This is a genomic window from Novosphingobium percolationis (assembly GCF_020179425.1).
Taxonomy (GTDB): domain Bacteria; phylum Pseudomonadota; class Alphaproteobacteria; order Sphingomonadales; family Sphingomonadaceae; genus Novosphingobium; species Novosphingobium percolationis.
On record NZ_JAILYM010000001.1, the window covers coordinates 547,418 to 566,632 of the forward strand.

General features: G+C 66.2%; 13 protein-coding genes. 5 read left to right on the forward strand and 8 right to left on the reverse strand.

Annotated features, from left to right (window positions below; all coding sequences use genetic code 11):
* Positions 1 to 2 precede the first annotated feature (2 nt).
* The 6 genes from K3A84_RS02475 to K3A84_RS02500 all read right to left on the reverse strand — a co-directional run bounded on the left by K3A84_RS02475 (position 3) and on the right by K3A84_RS02500 (position 11,398).
* A complete protein-coding gene (locus K3A84_RS02475; RefSeq protein WP_225007504.1) occupies positions 3 to 1,289 on the reverse strand; it encodes a sugar MFS transporter in 1,287 nt (428 codons plus the stop codon).
* Between the two features lie 136 nt (positions 1,290 to 1,425).
* The gene (locus tag K3A84_RS02480) at positions 1,426 to 3,489 is read right to left on the reverse strand and encodes a glycoside hydrolase family 97 protein (RefSeq protein WP_404823089.1); all 2,064 of its coding nucleotides are present in this window, start codon (positions 3,487 to 3,489) and stop codon (positions 1,426 to 1,428) included.
* Between the two features lies 1 nt (position 3,490).
* Positions 3,491 to 5,137 (reverse strand): alpha-amylase family glycosyl hydrolase, encoded by a 1,647-nt coding sequence (locus tag K3A84_RS02485; RefSeq protein WP_225007505.1) that lies wholly within the window; start codon positions 5,135 to 5,137, stop codon positions 3,491 to 3,493.
* Positions 5,134 to 6,963, reverse strand: coding sequence for an alpha-amylase family glycosyl hydrolase (locus tag K3A84_RS02490; RefSeq protein WP_225007507.1), 1,830 nt, complete (start codon positions 6,961 to 6,963; stop codon positions 5,134 to 5,136). The genes K3A84_RS02485 and K3A84_RS02490 overlap by 4 nt, the downstream gene beginning before the upstream one ends.
* A complete protein-coding gene (locus K3A84_RS02495) occupies positions 6,960 to 8,480 on the reverse strand; it encodes a tryptophan halogenase family protein (RefSeq protein WP_225007508.1) in 1,521 nt (506 codons plus the stop codon). Before K3A84_RS02495 ends, K3A84_RS02490 begins: the two co-directional genes overlap by 4 nt.
* 80 nt (positions 8,481 to 8,560) lie before the next feature.
* Positions 8,561 to 11,398 carry a TonB-dependent receptor gene (locus K3A84_RS02500; protein ID WP_404823090.1) on the reverse strand — a complete coding sequence of 946 codons (2,838 nt, stop codon included), beginning with the start codon at positions 11,396 to 11,398 and terminating at the stop codon, positions 8,561 to 8,563.
* Positions 11,399 to 11,675: 277 nt separating this feature from the next.
* On the opposite strand from K3A84_RS02500, the gene K3A84_RS02505 reads away from it, so the two are divergent.
* Both K3A84_RS02505 and K3A84_RS02510 read left to right on the forward strand, forming a co-directional pair.
* Positions 11,676 to 12,710: a LacI family DNA-binding transcriptional regulator gene (locus K3A84_RS02505; protein ID WP_225007509.1), complete on the forward strand. Its 1,035-nt coding sequence runs from the start codon at positions 11,676 to 11,678 to the stop codon at positions 12,708 to 12,710.
* 147 nt (positions 12,711 to 12,857) lie between these two features.
* Positions 12,858 to 14,360: an MFS transporter gene (locus tag K3A84_RS02510; protein ID WP_225007511.1), complete on the forward strand. Its 1,503-nt coding sequence runs from the start codon at positions 12,858 to 12,860 to the stop codon at positions 14,358 to 14,360.
* A gap of 2 nt (positions 14,361 to 14,362) precedes the next feature.
* On the opposite strand, the gene K3A84_RS02515 is transcribed toward K3A84_RS02510, so the two are convergent.
* A complete protein-coding gene (locus K3A84_RS02515) occupies positions 14,363 to 14,641 on the reverse strand; it encodes an HNH endonuclease (RefSeq protein ID WP_225007512.1) in 279 nt (92 codons plus the stop codon).
* A 101-nt stretch (positions 14,642 to 14,742) separates the two neighbouring features.
* On the opposite strand from K3A84_RS02515, the gene K3A84_RS02520 reads away from it, so the two are divergent.
* The 3 genes from K3A84_RS02520 to K3A84_RS02530 all read left to right on the forward strand — a co-directional run bounded on the left by K3A84_RS02520 (position 14,743) and on the right by K3A84_RS02530 (position 18,836).
* Positions 14,743 to 16,230 (forward strand): ArnT family glycosyltransferase, encoded by a 1,488-nt coding sequence (locus tag K3A84_RS02520; protein ID WP_225007513.1) that lies wholly within the window; start codon positions 14,743 to 14,745, stop codon positions 16,228 to 16,230.
* A gap of 98 nt (positions 16,231 to 16,328) precedes the next feature.
* On the forward strand, positions 16,329 to 17,870 hold the full coding sequence (locus K3A84_RS02525; protein ID WP_225007514.1) for a CpaF family protein: 1,542 nt from the start codon (positions 16,329 to 16,331) through the stop codon (positions 17,868 to 17,870).
* A gap of 42 nt (positions 17,871 to 17,912) precedes the next feature.
* Entirely contained in the window at positions 17,913 to 18,836 is a 924-nt protein-coding gene (locus K3A84_RS02530; RefSeq protein ID WP_225007515.1) for a DMT family transporter, read from the forward strand.
* 3 nt (positions 18,837 to 18,839) lie between these two features.
* Here the strand turns inward: K3A84_RS02530 and K3A84_RS02535 are convergent, their stop codons facing one another.
* The gene (locus K3A84_RS02535) at positions 18,840 to 19,190 is read right to left on the reverse strand and encodes a cupin domain-containing protein (RefSeq protein WP_225007516.1); all 351 of its coding nucleotides are present in this window, start codon (positions 19,188 to 19,190) and stop codon (positions 18,840 to 18,842) included.
* Between the last annotated feature and the right edge of the window lie 25 nt (positions 19,191 to 19,215).

The window sequence follows — 19,215 nt, forward strand, 5'->3', positions numbered from 1 at the left end:
TTTTATCCCTGCGCCGGACGCCGGGCATAAAGCCCGAACGTCGCGATCACGCCATAGCACAGCGCGGGAAGCACCAGCGCCGTCGTCAGGCTGCCCGAAAGGTCGGCCACGCCGCCGGTCAGCAGCGGCACGACCGCGCCGCCGAAGATGGCGATGTTGATCAGGCCCGACCCGTCCGCCGCGCGGCGGCCAAGGCCTTCGCTGGCGAGCGTGAAGATCGTGGGGAACATGATCGAGTTGGCAAGGCCGATCAGCAGCAGGCTCCACGCCGCGACGTTGCCGCCGGTGGAGGCCGAGACGCCGAGCAGCACGATGGCCGCGACCGCGTTGAAGGCCAGCACCTTGCCCGGATTGATCCGCGACAGCACGGCCGAGCCAAGGAAGCGGCCAACGAGCGCGCCGCCCCAGTAGTACGGGATGTAGTGCCCGGCCGCTTCAGCCGTCAGGCCCAGCACGTGCGGCTGCTGGAAGTAGTTGACGATCAGCGAGCCGATCGAAACTTCCGCGCCGACGTAGAGGAAGATGCACAGCGCACCGAAGGCGAAGCGCTGGCGGCGCAGCAGGTCGAAGCTCTTGAAGATCGAGCCGCCATCATGGCTTTCGCCCTTGAGGCGATTGCGGTTCATCCACACCACGCCCGCGACGATGGCAAGCGCGATGGCGAGGCCGATGTAGGTGCGCGCCACCGCCTGCGTTTCGGCGACGCGATAGGCGTCGAGCGCCGGGCCGGTCAGGTCCGCCGCGCTGACCTTGGCGAGACTGCCCAGGATCAGCGTCGCCCCCACGGTCGGGAAGATCACGGTGCCGAGCGAGTTGAACGCCTGCGCAAAGGTCAGGCGGCTGCTGGCGGTGCGCTGCGGGCCGAGCAGCGAAATCAGCGGGTTGGTCACGACCTGCACCACGACCACGCCGCTAGCCAGCACGAACAGGGCGAACAGGAACAGTGGGTAGGCGGCGCTCTGCGAAGCCGGGATGAACAGCAGGCAGCCCGCCATCATCGTAAGCAGGCCAACGGTCGCACCGCGCATGTAGCCCACGCGCTTGACCAGCGCCGCGCCGGGAATGCCGATCAGCAAGTAGGCCGTGAAGAAGCAGAACTGCACCAGCATCGCCTGCGTGTAGTTCAGCGTGAACAGCTCCTTCAGCTTGGGGATAATCACATCGTTGAGCGAGGTGATGCCGCCGAAGATGAAGAACAGCGCCATGACGAAAAGGCGCAGCTCGGGAGCGTCGATGTGGCCTGCCTCTCCGCCGTCGGCGGAAGGCTGGGCGGCGGGTGCTAGCGCCATGGCTTCAGGTCTCTCCTTCGATGCCGGACCAGCGACCCGGCAAATTGTACTACGCTGTCATGACGGATTTTACGGGTTTGTCCATCCTCATACGTATGGCCGGGCGCTCCGCGCTGTGGATGACGCGGAGCATCCCTCACCTGCCCGGATGCAGCCGCACGGCCGCGCCGCCGCCGGGCGCGAGCCACAGCTTGATCACGTCGCCCTTGTGCACCTTGCGGGTTTCATAGGCGATGCGGTGGCGCGCCTCGGTTTCGTAGGTGGCCCCTTCCCCGTCCTTGTAGATCGTGGCGGTGTAGGTCTTGCCGGCATCGAGGAAGTCCATGGCCAGCGTCACGTCGCGCGCTGTGGCGTCGTTCACGCCGCCCACGTACCAGTCGGCGCTATTGCGGTCCTTGCGCGCAAAGATCGCGTGCGTGCCCACTTCGCCCGCGATCAGATGGCTTTCCGACCAATCGGCGGGCACCTTGGAAATGAAGTCCAGCTCCTTCGGGTACTTCGCGAGGTTCTCGATGAAATCTGCCGCCATCTGGATCGGCGAATAGATCGCAAGGTAAAGCCCCAGCTGCTTGGCCAGCGTCGAGGCGAGCGGCACGTGGTTCGCGCCTTCGAGGCTGAGCACGCCGGGGGTGAAGTCCATCGGACCCGAGAGCATCCGCGTATAGACCAGCGTCGGTTCGTGACTCGGCCCGTTGGCGTAAGCGCCCCACGCATTGTATTCCATGCCGCGTGCACCTTCGCGGTCGATCCAGTTGGGATAAGTGCGGCGCAGGCCGGTGTCCTTGACGGGTTCGTGCGCGTCGATGGCGATCTGGTACTTCGCCGCCGTTTCCACGACCTTGAGGTGGTGCTGCACATTGCGCTGGCCGTCGTGGTATTCCATGCGCACTTCGCCCGGCGCATCGCCCGGCGCGATGATCCCGCCCGCATCGGCGACATAGCCGGTCTTGACCGAATGCATCCCCAGCGACTGGTAGAGCTTCATCGCATCGTCGAGCTGCGCTTCGTAGTTGGCGATGTTGCCGCCGGTCTCGTTATGACCGATCAGCTGAACACCCTTCTTCGCGCCATAGGCGGTGACCGCCTTCAGGTCGAAATCGGGCACGGCCTGCGTGAAGCTGAAGTCCTGCCCGTGGCCGAACCAGTTGCCGTTCCAGCCCTTGTCCCAGCCTTCGACCAGCACGCCGCCGAAGTGATGCTTGGCGGCAAAGTCCATGTACTGCTTGGTGCGTTCGGTGGTCGCGCCGTGCTTCGGCCCTTCGGCCCAGCTCCAGTCACCGCGGATCATGCCCCACCAGATGCCGATGTACTTCATCGGCTTGAACCAGCTGACATCGCCGATCTTGTTGGGTTCGTTGAGGTTGAGTTCGAGGTCGTTCTCGACGAGGCCCGCCGCGTTGTCGGCAATGCGGATCGTGCGCCAGGGCGTGTTGAACGGCAGGTCGCGGGTCACGCGCGCGCCGTGCGAGGACGGCGAGAGCGTGGCGCGGAAGCTGGTGCCGGTGACCCGCTTGAGCCACATCCCCGAATAATCGACCAGGGCGGCTTCATGAAACGCAAGGTGCGTGCCGTCGTCCAGCTTCATCGTGATCGGCGTGTGTGCGGTGGAGACGCCGTCGATCGGCGTCTTCTGGTAGACCTGCTCGTAGCGGTTCCATTCGCCGCCCGGAATCCACCATGCGGTTCCGTTCTGCGCCACCACGAACTCGGTGATCTCGTCGGCGATGCGCATCGTCTTGAGGCCTGCCTGCTCGGGCAGTTCGTAGCGGAAGCCGAAGCCGTTATCGAACAGGCGGAAGCGCACGTTCATGTCGCGCCCGCCCCAGTCGGCGCTCTGGTGGAAGCGCACCAGCAGTTCGGTGTGGTTGTCGGTAACGTAGCGGCGCTCGCCCCAGGGCTGCTCCCACGTCTCGCGGCCCGCGCCAGGCGTGCTGCCAACCAGCGCGAAGCCGCGTTGCAGCGGCGCGCCGTCGGTCAGGATGAAGCCGAGCTTCGAGGCGCCGACCAGCAGCTTGCCCTTGCGCGTCAGGCTGTAGTTCGGGCGGCCATCGTTGTCGGTCGTAACGGTCAACACCAGTGAGCCATCGGGCGACGCGGCAGTCGCCGTGGTCGGCGCGTTCTGGGCAGTGGCAACGCCCGGAACGAGGGCGCAGGACATCGCCAGCGCCAACGGCGCTGCGAAAACGGCAGTGATGCGCATGTCAGATCCTCTCGTCGACCAGCAGCGCGGCAAAGCCCGGCAGCTGCTCCAGCGTGGCGCCGTTGACCGACGCCAGTTCTTCGCCGCCCTGCACCAGCCCGACCGGAACCTTGCGGGGTTCCGGGCCCATGTTGAACAGTGCGACAATCGTTTGTGTACCCGATGTGCGCCGGATTGCCAGAAGGCATTCGTCTGCATGGATCACGGTGAAGTCGCCTAGCCGCAGCGCCGGGGTCTGGCGGCGCAGGCTCAGCAGGCGCGTCGTCAGGTTGAGCAGCGAATCCGGGTCCGCTTCCTGCCGGTCGACCGCGCGCGCAAGGTTTCCCGCACCCACCGGCAGCCAGGGCGTGGAAGTGGTGAAGCCGCCCTGTTCATCCTGCACCGTCCACGGCAGCGGCGTGCGCGCGCCATCGCGCGACAGCGTCAGCGGCCAGTTGGCGATCGCTTCGGGATCTTGCAGCAGTTCGAACGGGATTTCGACCTGTTCGAGCCCCAGTTCCTCGCCCTGATAGACGATGATGTTGCCGCGCAAGGCCGCGAACAGCACCGCCTTCATACGCGCGAAGGCGTCGGCCTGATCGGGCGTGGTCCAGCGCGAGACGGCGCGCGGGGCGTCGTGGTTCTCGAAGGCCCAGCTTGGCCAGCCGAGGCCCGGTTCGTCGGGCCACTTGGCCAGCGCATCCTTCACGAACTGCGGCGTGATCTTGTCGGCATAGAGGAAGTCGAAGCCATAGGCGCTGTTGAGGTGGGTCTCCCCCGCGGTGAACGCCTTCATCTCGGTCTCGGCAAGGTCGCCGCCGACTTCGGCCACGGTGAACACCGCGCCATAGCTGTCGCACAAGGACCGGATGCGCTCGATGAAGCCGACGATGCCGGGGTGCGACTGGTTGTAGATCTTGAGCTGGTAATCGAACGGGCGCGTGCGGCGGCGGCCGTCCTCGGGCGCGGGCGGATTGTCGCGCAGCGCCGGATCATGCATCAGGAAGTTGAGCGCATCGATGCGGAAGCCGTCGACGCCGCGATCCAGCCAGAACTTCATCACGTCGAGCAGCGCCTGCTGCACGTCCGGGTTGTGCGCGTTGACCTGCGGCTGGCTGGCAAGGAAGTTGTGCAGGTAGTACTGGCAGCGCCGCGCATCCCAGCGCCACGCCGGGCCGCCGAACACCGACTGCCAGTTCGACGGCGGCGAGCCATCGGGCTTGGGGTCGGCCCAGACGTACCAGTCGGCCTTGGGATTGTCGCGCGACTGGCGGCTTTCCACGAACCACGGGTGCTGGTCCGAGGTGTGGGCATAGACCTGGTCGATCGTGACCTTCAGCCCCAGCGCGTGCGCACGGGCCACGAGCGCATCGAAATCGGCGAGCGTGCCGAAGATGGGGTCGACGTCGCAATAGTCCGACACGTCATAGCCGAAATCGTCCATCGGCGACTTGAAGAACGGCGAGATCCAGATCGCGTCGACGCCGAGCCGCGCCACGTGATCGAGCCGCGCGGTAATGCCCGGCAGATCGCCGATGCCGTCGCCGTTCGAATCTGCAAAGCTGCGGGGATAGATCTGGTAGATCGCCGCGCCGCGCCACCAGGGGGTTTCGACTTGGGTGGCCGCCAGCTCTTGGTTTTTGGGCTCTTGGATTTCGGGATGCTTCATGGGTTCGGATGGTCCGGGGAGGGATCGGAAAGGACACGGCAGACCGCGCTGCCGAAGGCGGGAAGATCGAGCATGACCGAACCGGGCGCGGCCACGCGCGCCGGGCAGGACCCGAACAGACTTTCGAGCCTATCGGCCGACGCGCCGATGGTCGAGGCCGCGTGGATCGGCTGGTCGCTGGTGTTGAAGGCGATCAGGACTTCCCCGCCGGTTGCGGGATCGAAGCGCGAGACCGAAAACAGCCCTGGCTTGTCGGAATAGCCGCGCGTCACCTGTTGCCCCCGCACCAGCGCAGGCGTCGCGGCGCGCAGCGCACCCAGTTGCGCCAGCAGCTTGTAGAGCGGGTGGCCGGTCGCGAAGTTCGCCTGCGCGGTGGTGCGGGTGGAGCCCAGCAGCGCGTTGTCGTTGTAGCTGGCAACCCGCGACGGGAACATGTCCTCGCGCGCGTCCTGATCGCCACCGTGGCCGACGAAGCCCTGTTCGTCGCCATAGTAGATCACCGGGGAGCCGCGCAGAGTCATCAGCATCACGTGCGCCAGCGCCACGCGGTCGAGCAACTCCTTATCCGCGATACCCGGCCGGTCCTTGCGCACCAGCATGGCGAAACGGCCCATGTCGTGGTTACCGAGGAACGTGGGCATCGCGAGCGCGGCCCGTTCACCGCCTTCATAGAGCACGTCGCCATCGAACATCTCGGCCAGCACGTCGGTCCCCGTGCTTTGCCCCAGCGCGGCACGCACCGCGCTCTGGAACGCGAAGTCGAGCACCGCCGGGTAGCCGTCGCGGCGGGTGTATTGCGCGATGTAGCCGTTGTCCGGCCCTTCGTGCGCCACTTCGCCGAAGATGTGGAAGTTGGGGATGCCGCGCTTCCTTGCCGTTTCCTGCATCGCCGGGATGAAGGCGCGCCAGAAGCCGGGATCGACGTGGCGGGCGGTGTCGATGCGGAAGCCGTCGACGCCGAAATCCTCGATCCACTTCGCGTAGATCGCGATCATGCCATCGCGTACCACCGGGCTTTCGGTGAACAGGTCGTCCAGCCCCACGAAATCGCCAAAGCGCGCGCTCTCGCCATAGAACGTGGTGTTGCCGCGATTGTGGTAGTGGACCGGATCGTTGAGCCAGTCGGGAACCTTGGCGTGTTCCTCGCCCTTGGGAACAGTGGGCGTGTAGGCGAAGGCCGGATCGGTCAGCTTCGCAAAGTTGGCTGCGCTCGAATCCTCGTCGCTCGCAAAGCCGGGGTTGATCGCCTTGCCGCCAAGCCCGCCAGCGCGCGAATAGGGGTAGTCGGCACGGGCACGGTAGGGATAGCCGGTGCTCGCATCTTCGCGATACTGGATCACATCGGCCGTGTGGTTGGCGATGATGTCCATGTAGACCTTCATGCCCTTGGCATGGGCGGCATCGACCAGCGCCTTGAAATCGGCGTTGGTGCCAAAATGCGGATCGACCTGCGTGAAGTCGGTGATCCAGTAGCCGTGATAACCGGCGCTTTCCTGACCCTTGGGCCCCTGCACCGGCTTGTTCTTGAAGATCGGGCCGACCCACAGCGCGGTCGCGCCGAGCCCCTTGATGTAATCAAGCCTGCGGATCAGCCCCTTGATATCGCCGCCGTGGTAAAAGCCCTTCGAGGTGGGATCATAACCAGTCTTCAGCCGGTCGCCCTTAAGCCCGCCCTTGTCGTTCTTCGGGTCGGCATCGTCGAAGCGATCGGGCAGGACGAAATAGACCGTCTCGCCCGCAGGGGTGCGCTCCCGGAACGCCTGTGCCTGGGCAGGGGGAGGGAGGGCGGCCAGAAGGACCGGGAGCGCGAGGGAAAGAAACTTCATGCTGGCACCATCTCGATGGCAGGCGCGGCACAATGGCGCGCGATGTAGTCCGCGTGGGTGGGATACTGCGCCGCCTCGCGCTGGTAGAGCGCGGCGATGGTGTCGAGCCACGCCTTGAGGTCGGCCACGTCGAGCGCCTCGGCGATGCCGTGGCTGCGCAGCGGAACGATGCCCTGCCCCGCCATGACCTGAAACCACGCCACTTCGCTGAACAGTTCGTCGCTATCGCGGAAGATGTGGCCACCTTCGCGGAACAGCGCGATGCGATCGGCAAGCGAGCCGGGCAGCGTCATATCGCGGCAGGCGCGCCAGAACGGCTCGTCGCGTTCGTTCAGCGTATAGTGCAGCACGATGAAGTCGCGGATGCGCTCCATCTCGAAGGCAAACTGGCGGTTGTATTCGTCGCGTTCGACCTGCGACTGCACCTTGCCCGGCAGGAACTTTAGAATGCGCGAGATCGCCGACTGGATCAGGTGGATCGAGGTCGATTCCAGCGGTTCGAGGAACCCGCTCGACAGGCCCACCGCAATGACGTTGTGCTTCCACGCCTCGCGCCGCCGCCCGGTGGTGAAGCGGATCGGTCGCGGATCGTCGAGCGCGGGCGCGTCGAGATGCGCCAGCAGGCTGTCCGCCGCCGCCTCGTCGCTGGTGAAGGCGCTGCAATAGACGCGCCCGTTGCCGGTGCGGTGCTGCAAGGGGATGCGCCACTGCCACCCGGCATCGTGCGCAGTGGAGCGGGTGTAGGGCGTGAAGTGCTCGACGCGCGCGCTCGGCACGGCCAGCGCGCGGTCGCAGGGCAGCCAGTGGCTCCAGTCCTCGTAAGCGACCCCGAGCGCCTGCCCGATCAGCAGCGCGCGCATGCCCGAGCAATCGATGAACAGGTCTCCGCCAACGATCTCGCCCGAAGCGAGGCGAAGGCCGGTGACGTCGCCCGTCTGGCCGTCGCGCAGCACCTCGTCGATGGTGCCCTCGCTGCGGACCACGCCGCGCGCCTCGGCGAACTGGCGCAGGAAACGGGCATAGAGCGAGGCGTCGAAATGGAACGCGTGGGGCATTTCGGGCACCGTCGGCGCGGTCAGCGCGCGGCCCCGGTGCATCCGGTCCTGCTTCGCCACGATGTCATTGAGGCAATAGTCGTGCGTCGGCCCGGCCAGCCCCAGTCGACGCCCGCGCGACCACACGTGATGGAAACCGCACAGGCCCACCGCGCGGCCCACGTCGCCGAACGCGTGGAGATAGCTCTCGCCGGGCTTCGTCCAGCCGACGAACTCGATGCCCAGCTTAAAGGTCGCCTGCGTGGCGCGGATGAAGGCGTCCTCGTCGATCCCGAGCGCCTGGTTGAACATGCGGATCTGCGGGATCGTTGCCTCGCCCACGCCGATCGTGCCGATGGCTTCGGATTCGATCAGGCGGATCTTGTAACCGGATTCGAGGAAGTGACCGAACGCCGCAGCGGTCATCCAGCCGGCGGTGCCGCCACCGACGATCACGATTTCAACGGGTTGGACATCGGCCACGACAACTCTCCCCCGAAATTGGCGGGTTTGGCCGGACGGCAGCGCTCAAAAGCGCCCCCGCCCGGCCTGCGACCCGGTCCTCAGAACTTGTAGCTGAGGCCGATGTAGTAGTCGCGTCCGTAGCGCTGGTAGTCGATCACCTGGCGCGGATCGTCGTTCTGGTAGGTGATGAACGGACGGTCGGTCAGGTTCTTCGCCTGAAGCAGGATCGACAACCCGGCGAGCGGCGAGCCTTCCTGGAACTCGTACCCGATCTGCGCGTCGAGGATGCCCTCGGCCTTGGCCGTGCGGTAGGTCGGATTGGCCGACAACCCTGCGACTTCGGCAAGGAACTTCGAGCGGTAACGGTACGAGGCGCGCACCTGGAAGCCATTCTTCTCGAAGTAGAGCGACGCATTGGCCACCCACGCCGACAGGCCCGGCAGCGTGATCGTCTGGCCCGGATTGCTGGCCAGCTGGATCTCGCTCTTGGTGTACGAACCCGAACCGAAGAAGCCGAACCCGTCAAGCGACGGCGTCAGCAGCGCGAAGGGCAGCGACAGCGTGGCTTCGAAGCCCTTGATGTTGCCCTTGCCGCCATTGTTCGGCGCCTTGACCAGACCCAGCGTGGTGCCGAGCGCGGCCTGCTGTTCGGGCGAGAGCGACGAGGCCGCCGCGGCGAAGTCGTAGACGAAGCTGGCGCTGGGATCGACGTAGTCGGTCAGGCGCTTGTAGTAGCCCGCCAGCGAGACGTAGCCGCCCTTGGGGAAGTAATGCTCCAGCGAGGCATCGACGTTGAACGACTTGTACGGGCGCAGGCGCGGGTTGCCGCCGTTCGAGCTGAACACGCTGTTGGCCGGATCCTGCGAACCCAGCTTCGACGGATCGATGCCGAACTCCTGGTTCACGCGTTCCTGGTCGAGACGCGGGCGCACCATCGTCAGCGACGAGGCGAGCTTGAGGTAGCTGGCACTGGCCACTTCGATCGCCACGTTGGCGCTCGGCAGCACGCGCCAGTACTTGTCGCCACCCGAAGCGGGAAGCACCGTGACCACCCCGTTCGAGAAGTTCGAGATCGAACCGATCGACGACTGGTCGGTGTGCACCACCTGCACGCCCAGCGAGCCGGTCAGCGCCTTGCCGCCCACGTCGCCGTCGAGCTTGAGCATCGCGTAGGCGGTCCAGACCTTCTCGGTAACCGAGTTGTCGCGCACCAGCGATACCGGGCGGTTGTCGTACACGCTGTCGAGGCTGTTCTTGTAGAGATAGACCGGATCGAGCGCCAGCATCGCGGGCACGCCGAGATAGCCCAGCGGGGTGGACCCGACGATCGCCTGCTGCGGGATCGGCACGAACTTGTCGGTGCCCGAGCTGGCGGCGCAGTTCGTCGTGGTGCCGGTCGGGCACAGGAAGTACGACTTGAACGCCGAAGTCTTCTTGCGGTGGCTGTAGTTCACGCCCACTTCCCAGCCCTTGATCGGACCGGCGTTGCCGAACTCGCCATCAAGGCTGGCGCGCAGCGAGGCGAGGTCGTCCTTGAAGCTCGGACGGTTGAGGAAGCCTGCCTGCACGACCGCAGTGGTGCCGTTGTAGCCCCAGCCGCGCGGGTCGGTGATCCCGAACAGCGAGGCATCCGAGTAGTCGAGCGTGGGCACAATATCGAACGTGCCGTTGCCGTTGGCCGAGATCTTGATCGTGTCGGCAGCGCCCGTTGCGCCATAGCCCGTGCCGGTATAGGTCTCGAGCAGGAAGTCTGTGCGCTTGGCGTGGCTGTAGCTGGCATCGACCGTCAGGTGCGTGGTTTCGCCCAGGCCGATGACGTTGTTCCAGCCCACCGAGAAGTTGTCGGCGTCACGCTTGTTGTAGTCGTTGCGCTGCACGGCGTGGATGTTGCCGAACGTGGCCGACGTCACCAGGCCGTCGGTGACAACGGCGTCGGTCGGAATGGTCGAGCCCGAACCCCAGGCCGGGGCGATCGGGAACTCGATGCCGCGCAGGCGCTGCGTTTCCTTGAACTTGGAATAGAGCACGTCGAGCGTGGAATGGAAGTTGTCGCTCGGCTGGTATTCCAGCGTCGCCACCGCACCATAGCGCTGCAGCTTGTTGGTCTGGACATAAGGCTTGGCGCCACCGAGGACGAGCGCGCAGGTGCCGTCGCCTACCGGCGCGAAGCACTTGGTCGTGCCGTTGTCGTCGTAGGTCGCGTTGGGGAAGCCCCAGGCATTGTAGCGCTCGTTCTGCGAAGGCGCGTCGGTCGCCGAAACGCCGATGGCGATGCCGAAGGTGTCGTCGGCGAACTTGTCGACATAGGCGGCAGATGCGCGATAGCCATAGCGGCTGCCATCGGGGTTGAGCTTCTTGAGGCCGTTCATCTGGCCGCGCAACTGCAGCGCGACGATGCGGTCCTTCTGCGCCAGTGGACGCAACATGCGCAGGTCCACCGTGCCGGCGATGCCCGCGGCGACCAGCGAGGGATCGGCGGCCTTGTGCACGACCACGTTCTTGAAGAACTCGCTGGGATACTGGTCGTATTCGACGCCGCGGTTGTCGCCGACGGTGACCTGCTCGCGCCCGTTCAGCAGCGTGGTCGAGAAATCGGGGCCAAGGCCGCGGATCGACAGGCGCTGGTCGCGGCCTTCGAGGCGCTGCGAGGTGACGCCGGGCAGGCGGGCGAGCGAGTCCGCGATCGACACGTCAGGCAGCTTGCCGATGTCTTCGGCAGAAACCGCTTCGACGATGCTCGGCGTGGTGCGCTTGATCGCGGCCGAGGCATTGAGCGAGGCGCGGATGCCGGTGACGACGATGCCGCCTTCATCGGCGGCGGCAGCAGCGCCGGCCTGCGGCGCTTCTTGCGCGAACGACGGCGCGGCGAGCATCGCCACGGTCAGCGCGACGAGCGAGCTGCCAAGGCGACCCGCGGGAATTGCGTGCTTGTTCATGATCTAGTTTGTCTCCCCCAAACCGGCGCGTGCCGGCCTGAACCCTGTGTGGCGCATGGCCCGAAATGGAGGGGGGCGGCCGTCCAGCCGCAGCATGTCGTTCGCCATCCTCTCCGCCACGGCAGGTACGCCGGGGGCATGGCCGAACGAACATGGCATACGTATACCATCCGGCAATCGTTTGCGTAAAGTACACCATCCCCGATTGCCTTTCGGGGGCAATTGCAAGCCCGAAAAGCCAAGTCTAATCTGCCGCTTATAAAGGGGAGAAGCCGCGATGGGGCGCCGTCCGTCGAACAAGCCGACCAGCTTCGACATCGCCTATCTCGCGGGCGTCTCGCAACCCACCGTCAGCCGCGCCTTGCGCGGCAGCAAGGCGGTCAGCCTCGCCACGCGCCAGAAGATCGAGGCGATCGCGCGCCAGCTCAACTACACGGTCGACAAGAACGCCTCATCCTTGCGCTCGCAGCGCTCGAACACGCTGGCGCTGCTGTTCTTCGAAGACCCGACGCCCGATGAATCGAACATCAACCCGTTCTTCTTGTCGATGCTCGGCTCGATCACGCGGCACTGCGCGGCCAAGGGGCTGGACCTGCTGATCTCGTTCCAGAAGCTCGACGACGACTGGCACAAGAAATACCAGGAAAGCCACCGCGCCGACGGGCTGATCCTGCTCGGCTATGGCGACTACACGCTCTACGAGGCGCGCCTGCGCCAACTCGTGCGCAGCGGCACGCATTTCGTGCGTTGGGGCTCGGTCGATCGCGACACCATCGGCGCGACCATCGGCAGTGACAATTTCGGCGCGGGGCGGCTGGTGGGCGAACACCTGCTGGCGCGCGGACGCCGCGCCATCGCCTTTCTGGGACAGGCGGATTCGCACTATCCCGAGTTCCAGCAGCGCCACGCAGGCCTTGTCCGCGCGATGCAGACCGCCGGGCTGAAGCAGGACCCGGACCTCGTGGTCGATGCGATCTCGTCCGAAGAAATCGGCTATGCCGCCGCCAAGACTCTGCTGGCGCGCGGCAAGCCGTTCGATGCCGTGTTCGCGGCCAGCGACCTCATCGCCATCGGCGCGCTGCGGGCGCTAGGCGAAGCGGGGCTGGTCGTACCGCGGGACGTGGCGCTGGTCGGCTTCGACGACCTGCCCGCGGCCAGCCACACCAGCCCGCCGCTGACCACGGTGATGCAGGACATGCGCCACGCGGGCGAAGCGCTGGTCGAAACCGTGCTCGCCCAGATCGAGGACCGCCCCACCCCGCCCCCGGTGCTGCCGACAAGGCTGGTGGTGCGCGCGAGTTCCGGGGGGTAGCGCCGGGAACGGGCCACCCACATCCCGCCCCGCATGGGAATGGTATTCGTATGCAATGCGATTGCCGCCCCGCCCCACTCATGCGATTCCATCGGGCCTAACGGGCACGCCGCACACCGGCCCAGCGATGCCCGGCCGGGAGACGCCATGACCGCCGCCAGCCCCCCCTTTTCCAGCACTGCCCTTCCCACCCCAAAGCCGCGCCAGAGCTTTGCGGGGCTGTGGAACATCAGCTTCGGGTTCTTCGGCATCCAGATCGCGTTCGGGTTGCAGAACGCCAATGTCAGCCGCATCTTCCAGTCGCTGGGCAGCAATGTCGACGATCTGGCCTTCCTGTGGATCGCCGGGCCGGTCACAGGCCTGCTGGTGCAGCCGCTGATCGGGCACTTTTCCGACCGCACGTGGGGCCCCTTCGGCCGCCGCCGCCCCTATTTCATGGCAGGCGCGCTGCTGGCGGGCCTCGCGCTCGTCGGCCTGCCCCATGCGGGCGCCCTCCTGCTGGCCGCCGCCTTCCTGTGGCTGCTCGATGCCTCGCTCAACATCTCGATGGAGCCGTTCCGCGCCTTCGTGGGCGACATGACCCCGCCCGACCAGCGCGCGGCAGGGTTCGCCATCCAGACCTGCTTCATCGGCGCGGGTGCGGTGATCGGCAGCCTCGCGCCTGCCTTGTTCACCGCGATGGGCATCGCCAACACCGCGCCCGAAGGCGTAATCCCACCTTCCGTGCGCGCGAGTTTCCTGCTGGGCGCCGCCGCCATCGTGCTGGCGGTGGGCTGGACCTCACTGACGGTGCGCGAATACAGCCCCGAGGACATGGCGCGCTTCGAAGGCCGCGCGCCGGACGCGCCCGAAGCGCCCGAGCCGCTCGTCTATCCGGCGCGCGGGCACCTGTGGGCGGTGGCGGGGATCGCTCTCCTGGCGCTGGTCGCGCTCATGGGGCTGGACAAGCAGCTGTTCGTGCTGGGCGGCGGGATGGTGGCCTTCGGGCTCGCGCAGGTCATCAACCGCATGCACCGCTCGACCGGGGCGGTCGCGCATATCCTCAGCGATCTTGCACAGATGCCGGTACAGATGAAGCAGCTTGCGCTCGCGCAGTTCTTCACGTGGAGCGCTCTGTTCGTGCTGTGGATCTACACCACGCCGGTGGTGACGCAGTACGTGTTCCATTCGACCGACACCACCAGTGCCGCCTTTAACGCGGGCGCGGACTGGGTGGGCGTGATGTTCGCGTTCTACAACGGCGTCGCTGCGCTCGCCGCCTTCGCGCTGCCGGTGCTGGCGCGCCGCATCGGCAACGTGAAGACGCACATGGTCTGCCTGATGGCGGGCGCGCTCGCTTTCGCGCTGATGCTGGTCATCCGCGACAAGACGCTGCTGCTGGTGCCGATGGCGCTGGTGGGCATCGCCTGGGCCTCGATCCTGGGGATGCCCTACGTGATCCTGACCAGCGTGCTGCCGCCGCGCAAGTTCGGCATCTACATCGGCGTGTTCAACTTCTTCATCGTGCTGCCGCAGCTGCTGGTGGCGACGGTAATGGGTGGCGTGATCCGCAGCTTCTTCCCCACCGAGCCGGTCTGGACAATGCTCGTCGCCGCGCTGGTGATGCTGGCGGCTGCCCTGGCGACGCTGCGGGTGCGCGAGGCCGCCTGACGCTATCGCCGCTTCGCCGTCGGCGCATGGAAATCCGGCGGCTTTCCCGCGATCCAGCGCAGGAAGGCCGCCAGTTCCGCCCGCGCCCGCAGCACCTCACTATCGGCACCCAGCCGCGCCAGTTCCACGTTCGTGAACGTCGCGTGCAAGGTCCGGTGGCAGATCGGGTGCAAGGCTTCCGTCTCGCGCCCGCCGCGCGACTTGGGCACCGGGTGGTGCCATTCCACCTTTCGCCCCAAGGGCCGCGCGCAGAGCCAGCAAAGTCCCGGTTCGATCATCATGCTAGGCCGCTGTTAACCGCTTTTTCGGTAGGTGGGTCGCCATGGTGGACACTGGAATATCGAACGAAAGCGCAACCATGCAACCCGTGCGGCCCCAAAGGGTGGCTCTGCCGCTGGCGTTGATGCTGGCCGCGATCCTTGCCTTCCGCGCGATCCATTTCGGCAACCCCGGCCTCAGCTACGACGAGAACTTCTACCTGCTGGCGGGCGACCGGATGCTGCACGGCGCGGTGCCCTACGTCGATATCTGGGACCGAAAGCCGGTGCTGCTCTTCGCGATCTATGCCGGCATACGAATGCTGGGGGGCGAAGGCTTTACCGAGTACCTGTTCGTTTCCGCGCTTTGCGTGATGGCGACCGCCGCGTTCCTGTGGGCCATTGCGCGGCGCTGGCTCGATCCGTGGAGCGCCGTGCTGCCCGCGCTGGCCTTCGTCGTCTGGCAGGAGCCGTTCGACGGCGGCGGCGGGCAGACGGGCACTTTCACAAACCTGCTGGCCGCCGCCTCGTTCTGGCTGCTGCTGCGCGCGCGCGATCTTGGCGCAGCGCGCGGCACGCTGCGCGTCGGCGCGCTGGTGATGGTGCTGATGGGGCTGGCGCTGCAGATCAAGTACACCGTCGTGCCGCTGGGCGCGTTCTACGGCTGCGCCTTCCTGTGGCTCGCATGGCGGCAGGGCGGCGGGCACAAGACGCTGGTGCTCGCCTTTGCCGCCTACATCCTGATCGCGCTGGCCCCGACCGCGCTGGTGGTCGCATGGTACTGGCAGGCGGGGCATCTCGACGCCTTCGTCCAGGCCAACGTCACTTCGCTGTTCCTGCGCGGATCGCTGGCGGGTGGGCGCGTGTTCGTTGTGCGATATATCGCCGTGATCGGCCTTCCGCTGGTCATCTGCGGCGCGCTCGGCCTTATGCGCATCGCCCGTGATGGTGGCGAGAACCGCGCGCTCTCGGCATGGATCGCACTGTGGAGCGCCGCCGCCTTCGCCAGCTTCGCGATGATCGGCAACTTCTACCTCGCCTATTTCCAGCCGGTAGCGATGGCGCTGGCGCTGGCCTGCGGCGGCACCTTGCGCGACAAGCGGCTGGGCCTGATCGTCTTCGCGCTGCTGGCCGCCTATCCGTTCAAGGCGGCCGTCATCCGCACGCCTGCCGAGGACGCAGAAACCCGCCACGCCATGGCGCAACTGACGCAGGCGGCGGCCCCCCATGTCGATGCCGCGCGCTGCCTCTATGTCTACGACGGCCCGGTCTCGCTCTACATGACGACTCACGCCTGCGTGCCCACGCGCTTCGCCTTCCCGGACCATCTTTCCAACAGCATCGAACAGCACGCGCTGGGCGTCGATGCGGGGGCGGAGATGTCGCGCGTGCTCGCCTCGCGCCCCGGCGCGATCGTCACCGCCTGGCCGCCGCTGCCGCCGGGGCTGAACCAGACCAACGCGAAACTGCTGCGCGCTGCGCTGGCGCGCGACTATCGCCGCACCGCGACCGTTGACTTCAACAAGCGTCAGATTTCGGTGTGGGAACGCCTGCCCGCCCCGCGCACCGATGGCCAGCCGCTCGACCGACAGGACGCCCTTCTCGCTTCTTAGGAAATCCTGAACCTTTCCAGCCTATTCACCATATCCCTAGAGACGGTGATGACCACGAGCAGGCCATCCCCACGCGACAGAACACGGGAAGCACAAGCATGAGCGCATTTGGTCGCAAACCGGGCATGGGGGGGACGTCGGCAGGGCCGCGCCCCTCGTTCGGTGTCGCGCGCCCGATGAAGACCGGCGAGACCGCCGCGCCGGTCCCCCAACCCGCCCCCGCCCCGGTGCCGCTGGGCGGCGACCAGTTCCCACCGCTGCCGCCGATGGACATGGTCGACCAGCCGATCAGCAGCGCCGCGCTCAAGGCCGATGCCCTCACCCGCCTCGCCGACCGCGCCAACGCCGTGGTCGACAACCAGTACCAGGCCGAAGGCTTTGAGGCGTCGGTCCACAAGATCAAGGAACAGGTGCTGCCGCGCCTGCTCGAACGCGTCGATCCCGAAGCGGCCGCCACGCTCACCAAGGAAGAGCTGTCGGAGGAATTCCGCCCGATCATCATGGAAGTGCTGGCCGAGCTGAAGGTCACGCTCAACCGGCGCGAACAGTTCGCTCTGGAAAAGGTGCTGATCGACGAGTTGCTCGGCTTCGGCCCGCTCGAAGAGCTGCTGAACGACCCCGACGTGTCCGACATCATGGTCAACGGGCCCGAACAGACCTACATCGAAAAGAAGGGCAAGCTGCAGCTCGCCCCGATCCGCTTTCGCGATGAAAGCCACCTGTTCCAGATTGCACAGCGCATCGTCAACCAGGTCGGCCGCCGCGTCGACCAGACCACGCCGCTGGCCGACGCCCGCTTGAAGGACGGCAGCCGCGTCAACGTCATCGTGCCGCCGCTCAGCTTGCGCGGCACCGCGATCTCGATCCGCAAATTTTCCGAAAAGCCGATCACGATCGACATGCTCCGCGATTTCGGCTCGATGTCCGACAAGATGGCCACCGCGCTCAAGATCGCAGGCGCCTGCCGCATGAACATCGTCATCTCGGGCGGCACCGGCTCGGGCAAGACGACGATGCTCAACGCCTTGTCGAAGATGATCGATCCGGGCGAGCGCGTGCTGACGATCGAGGACGCGGCCGAACTGCGCCTGCAGCAGCCGCACTGGCTGCCGCTCGAAACCCGTCCCCCGAACCTTGAAGGCCAGGGCGCCATAACCATCGGCGATCTCGTCAAGAACGCCCTGCGCATGCGTCCTGACCGCATCATCCTGGGCGAAATCCGTGGCGCAGAATGCTTCGACCTGCTGGCCGCGATGAACACCGGCCACGATGGGTCGATGTGCACGCTTCACGCCAACTCCCCGCGCGAATGCCTTGGCCGTATGGAAAACATGATCCTGATGGGCGACATCAAGATCCCCAAGGAAGCCATTTCGCGCCAGATCGCCGAATCCGTCGACCTGATCGTGCAGGTCAAGCGCCTGCGCGACGGTTCGCGTCGCACCACCAACATCACCGAAGTGATCGGCATGGAAGGCGACGTGATCGTGACGCAGGAACTGTTCAAGTTCGAGTATCTGGACGAGACCGACGACGGCAAGATCATCGGCGAATTTCGCCCCTCGGGCCTGCGTCCCTACACGCTGGAAAAGGCGCGCCAGTTCGGGTTCGATCAGGCCTACCTCGAAGCCTGCCTCTGATAAGGGCTTGATCGCATGGTGCGCCGCCGTAAGGCGGAGCCCATGCACTCGCCGCACGGGCCAGCCCTCAACCACCCGCTGCATCGCCCGATGTTCGCGCTGGCCTTGCGCCTTGCAGCCATGCTGATGCTGTCGGTCATGCTGCTGCTGGTCAAACTGACCGGCGAACGCGGCGTCTGGCTACCCGAAACGATGTTCTGGCGGCAGGCGATCCCCGCCGCCCTGCTGCTCGGCTGGTTGGCGGCAAAAGGCCAGATCGGACGGCTGAAAACGCAGCGCCCATGGGTTCACGCCCGCCGCGCCGCGATCGGGACGACCGGCATGTTCATGACGCTGGGCGTCGTGCAGATCCTGCCGCTGGCCGAAGCGACCGTGCTAGGTTTTACCGCACCGATCTTTGCGGTGATCCTTTCGGCCCTGCTGCTCAAGGAACATGTCGGGCCGTGGCGCTGGGCAGCGGTGATGCTGGGCCTCGCCGGGATCGTCGTGATCGCGGGGCCCGACCGCGGCCACCTGCCGCTGTTCGGGCTCGCCGTGGGCGTGGGCGCGGCGTTCTTCGTCGCGCTCGTGTCGATCCAGTTGCGCGACCTTGGCCGCACCGAAGAGCCACTGACCGTGGTGTTCTGGTTTTCGGCGATGAGCACCCCCGTCCTCGGCCTCGCCCTGTTCAGGAGCGGCGTGCATCACGATGCCGTGCAGTGGGCGATGCTCGCCGGGATCGGCCTGTCCGGCCTTTTCGCGCAGATCCTGATGACCTCGGCCCTGCGCTATGGCGCGGTGGCGAGCGTGATCGTCATGGACTATTCGCAGTTTGCCTGGGCCACGCTGTGGGGCCTTGTGTTCTTCGGCAACCTGCCGCCCGCCGCCACCTGGGCCGGCGCGCCGCTGATCGTCGCGGCGGGCCTGATCATCGCGTGGCGCGAACACGTCCTGTCACGCGAACGCACCGCCCTGCTTAACGCCTGAAGCTCACGCCGTGCCTTCCACATCGCGACGATCGCTGCGCGTTGTCGGGCTGGAAACCACAAGAAAGCGCACCGGACCATTGCTATCGTTGCGCGCCTGGTGACGCTGGCCGGGCGTGATCTCGATCCCGGTTCGAGCAGGCAGGACGTGACGCTCGCCTTCCAGCTCCATCGTCAGTTCGCCGTCGAGAACATAGAAGAACTGCCGCGCCTCCATATGCAAATGCCGTTGCTCGGCTGTTCCGGGCGGCATCTGCTCTTCTATCGCCAGCAGTTCGGGTCCGGGTGCCAACACCCAGCCATCGCAGCCTTCTCCCCAATGATAATGCTGCGCATTTGTCGTGTCTCGCCGCACGCTACCTCCCTGCCAAGCGTGCGCC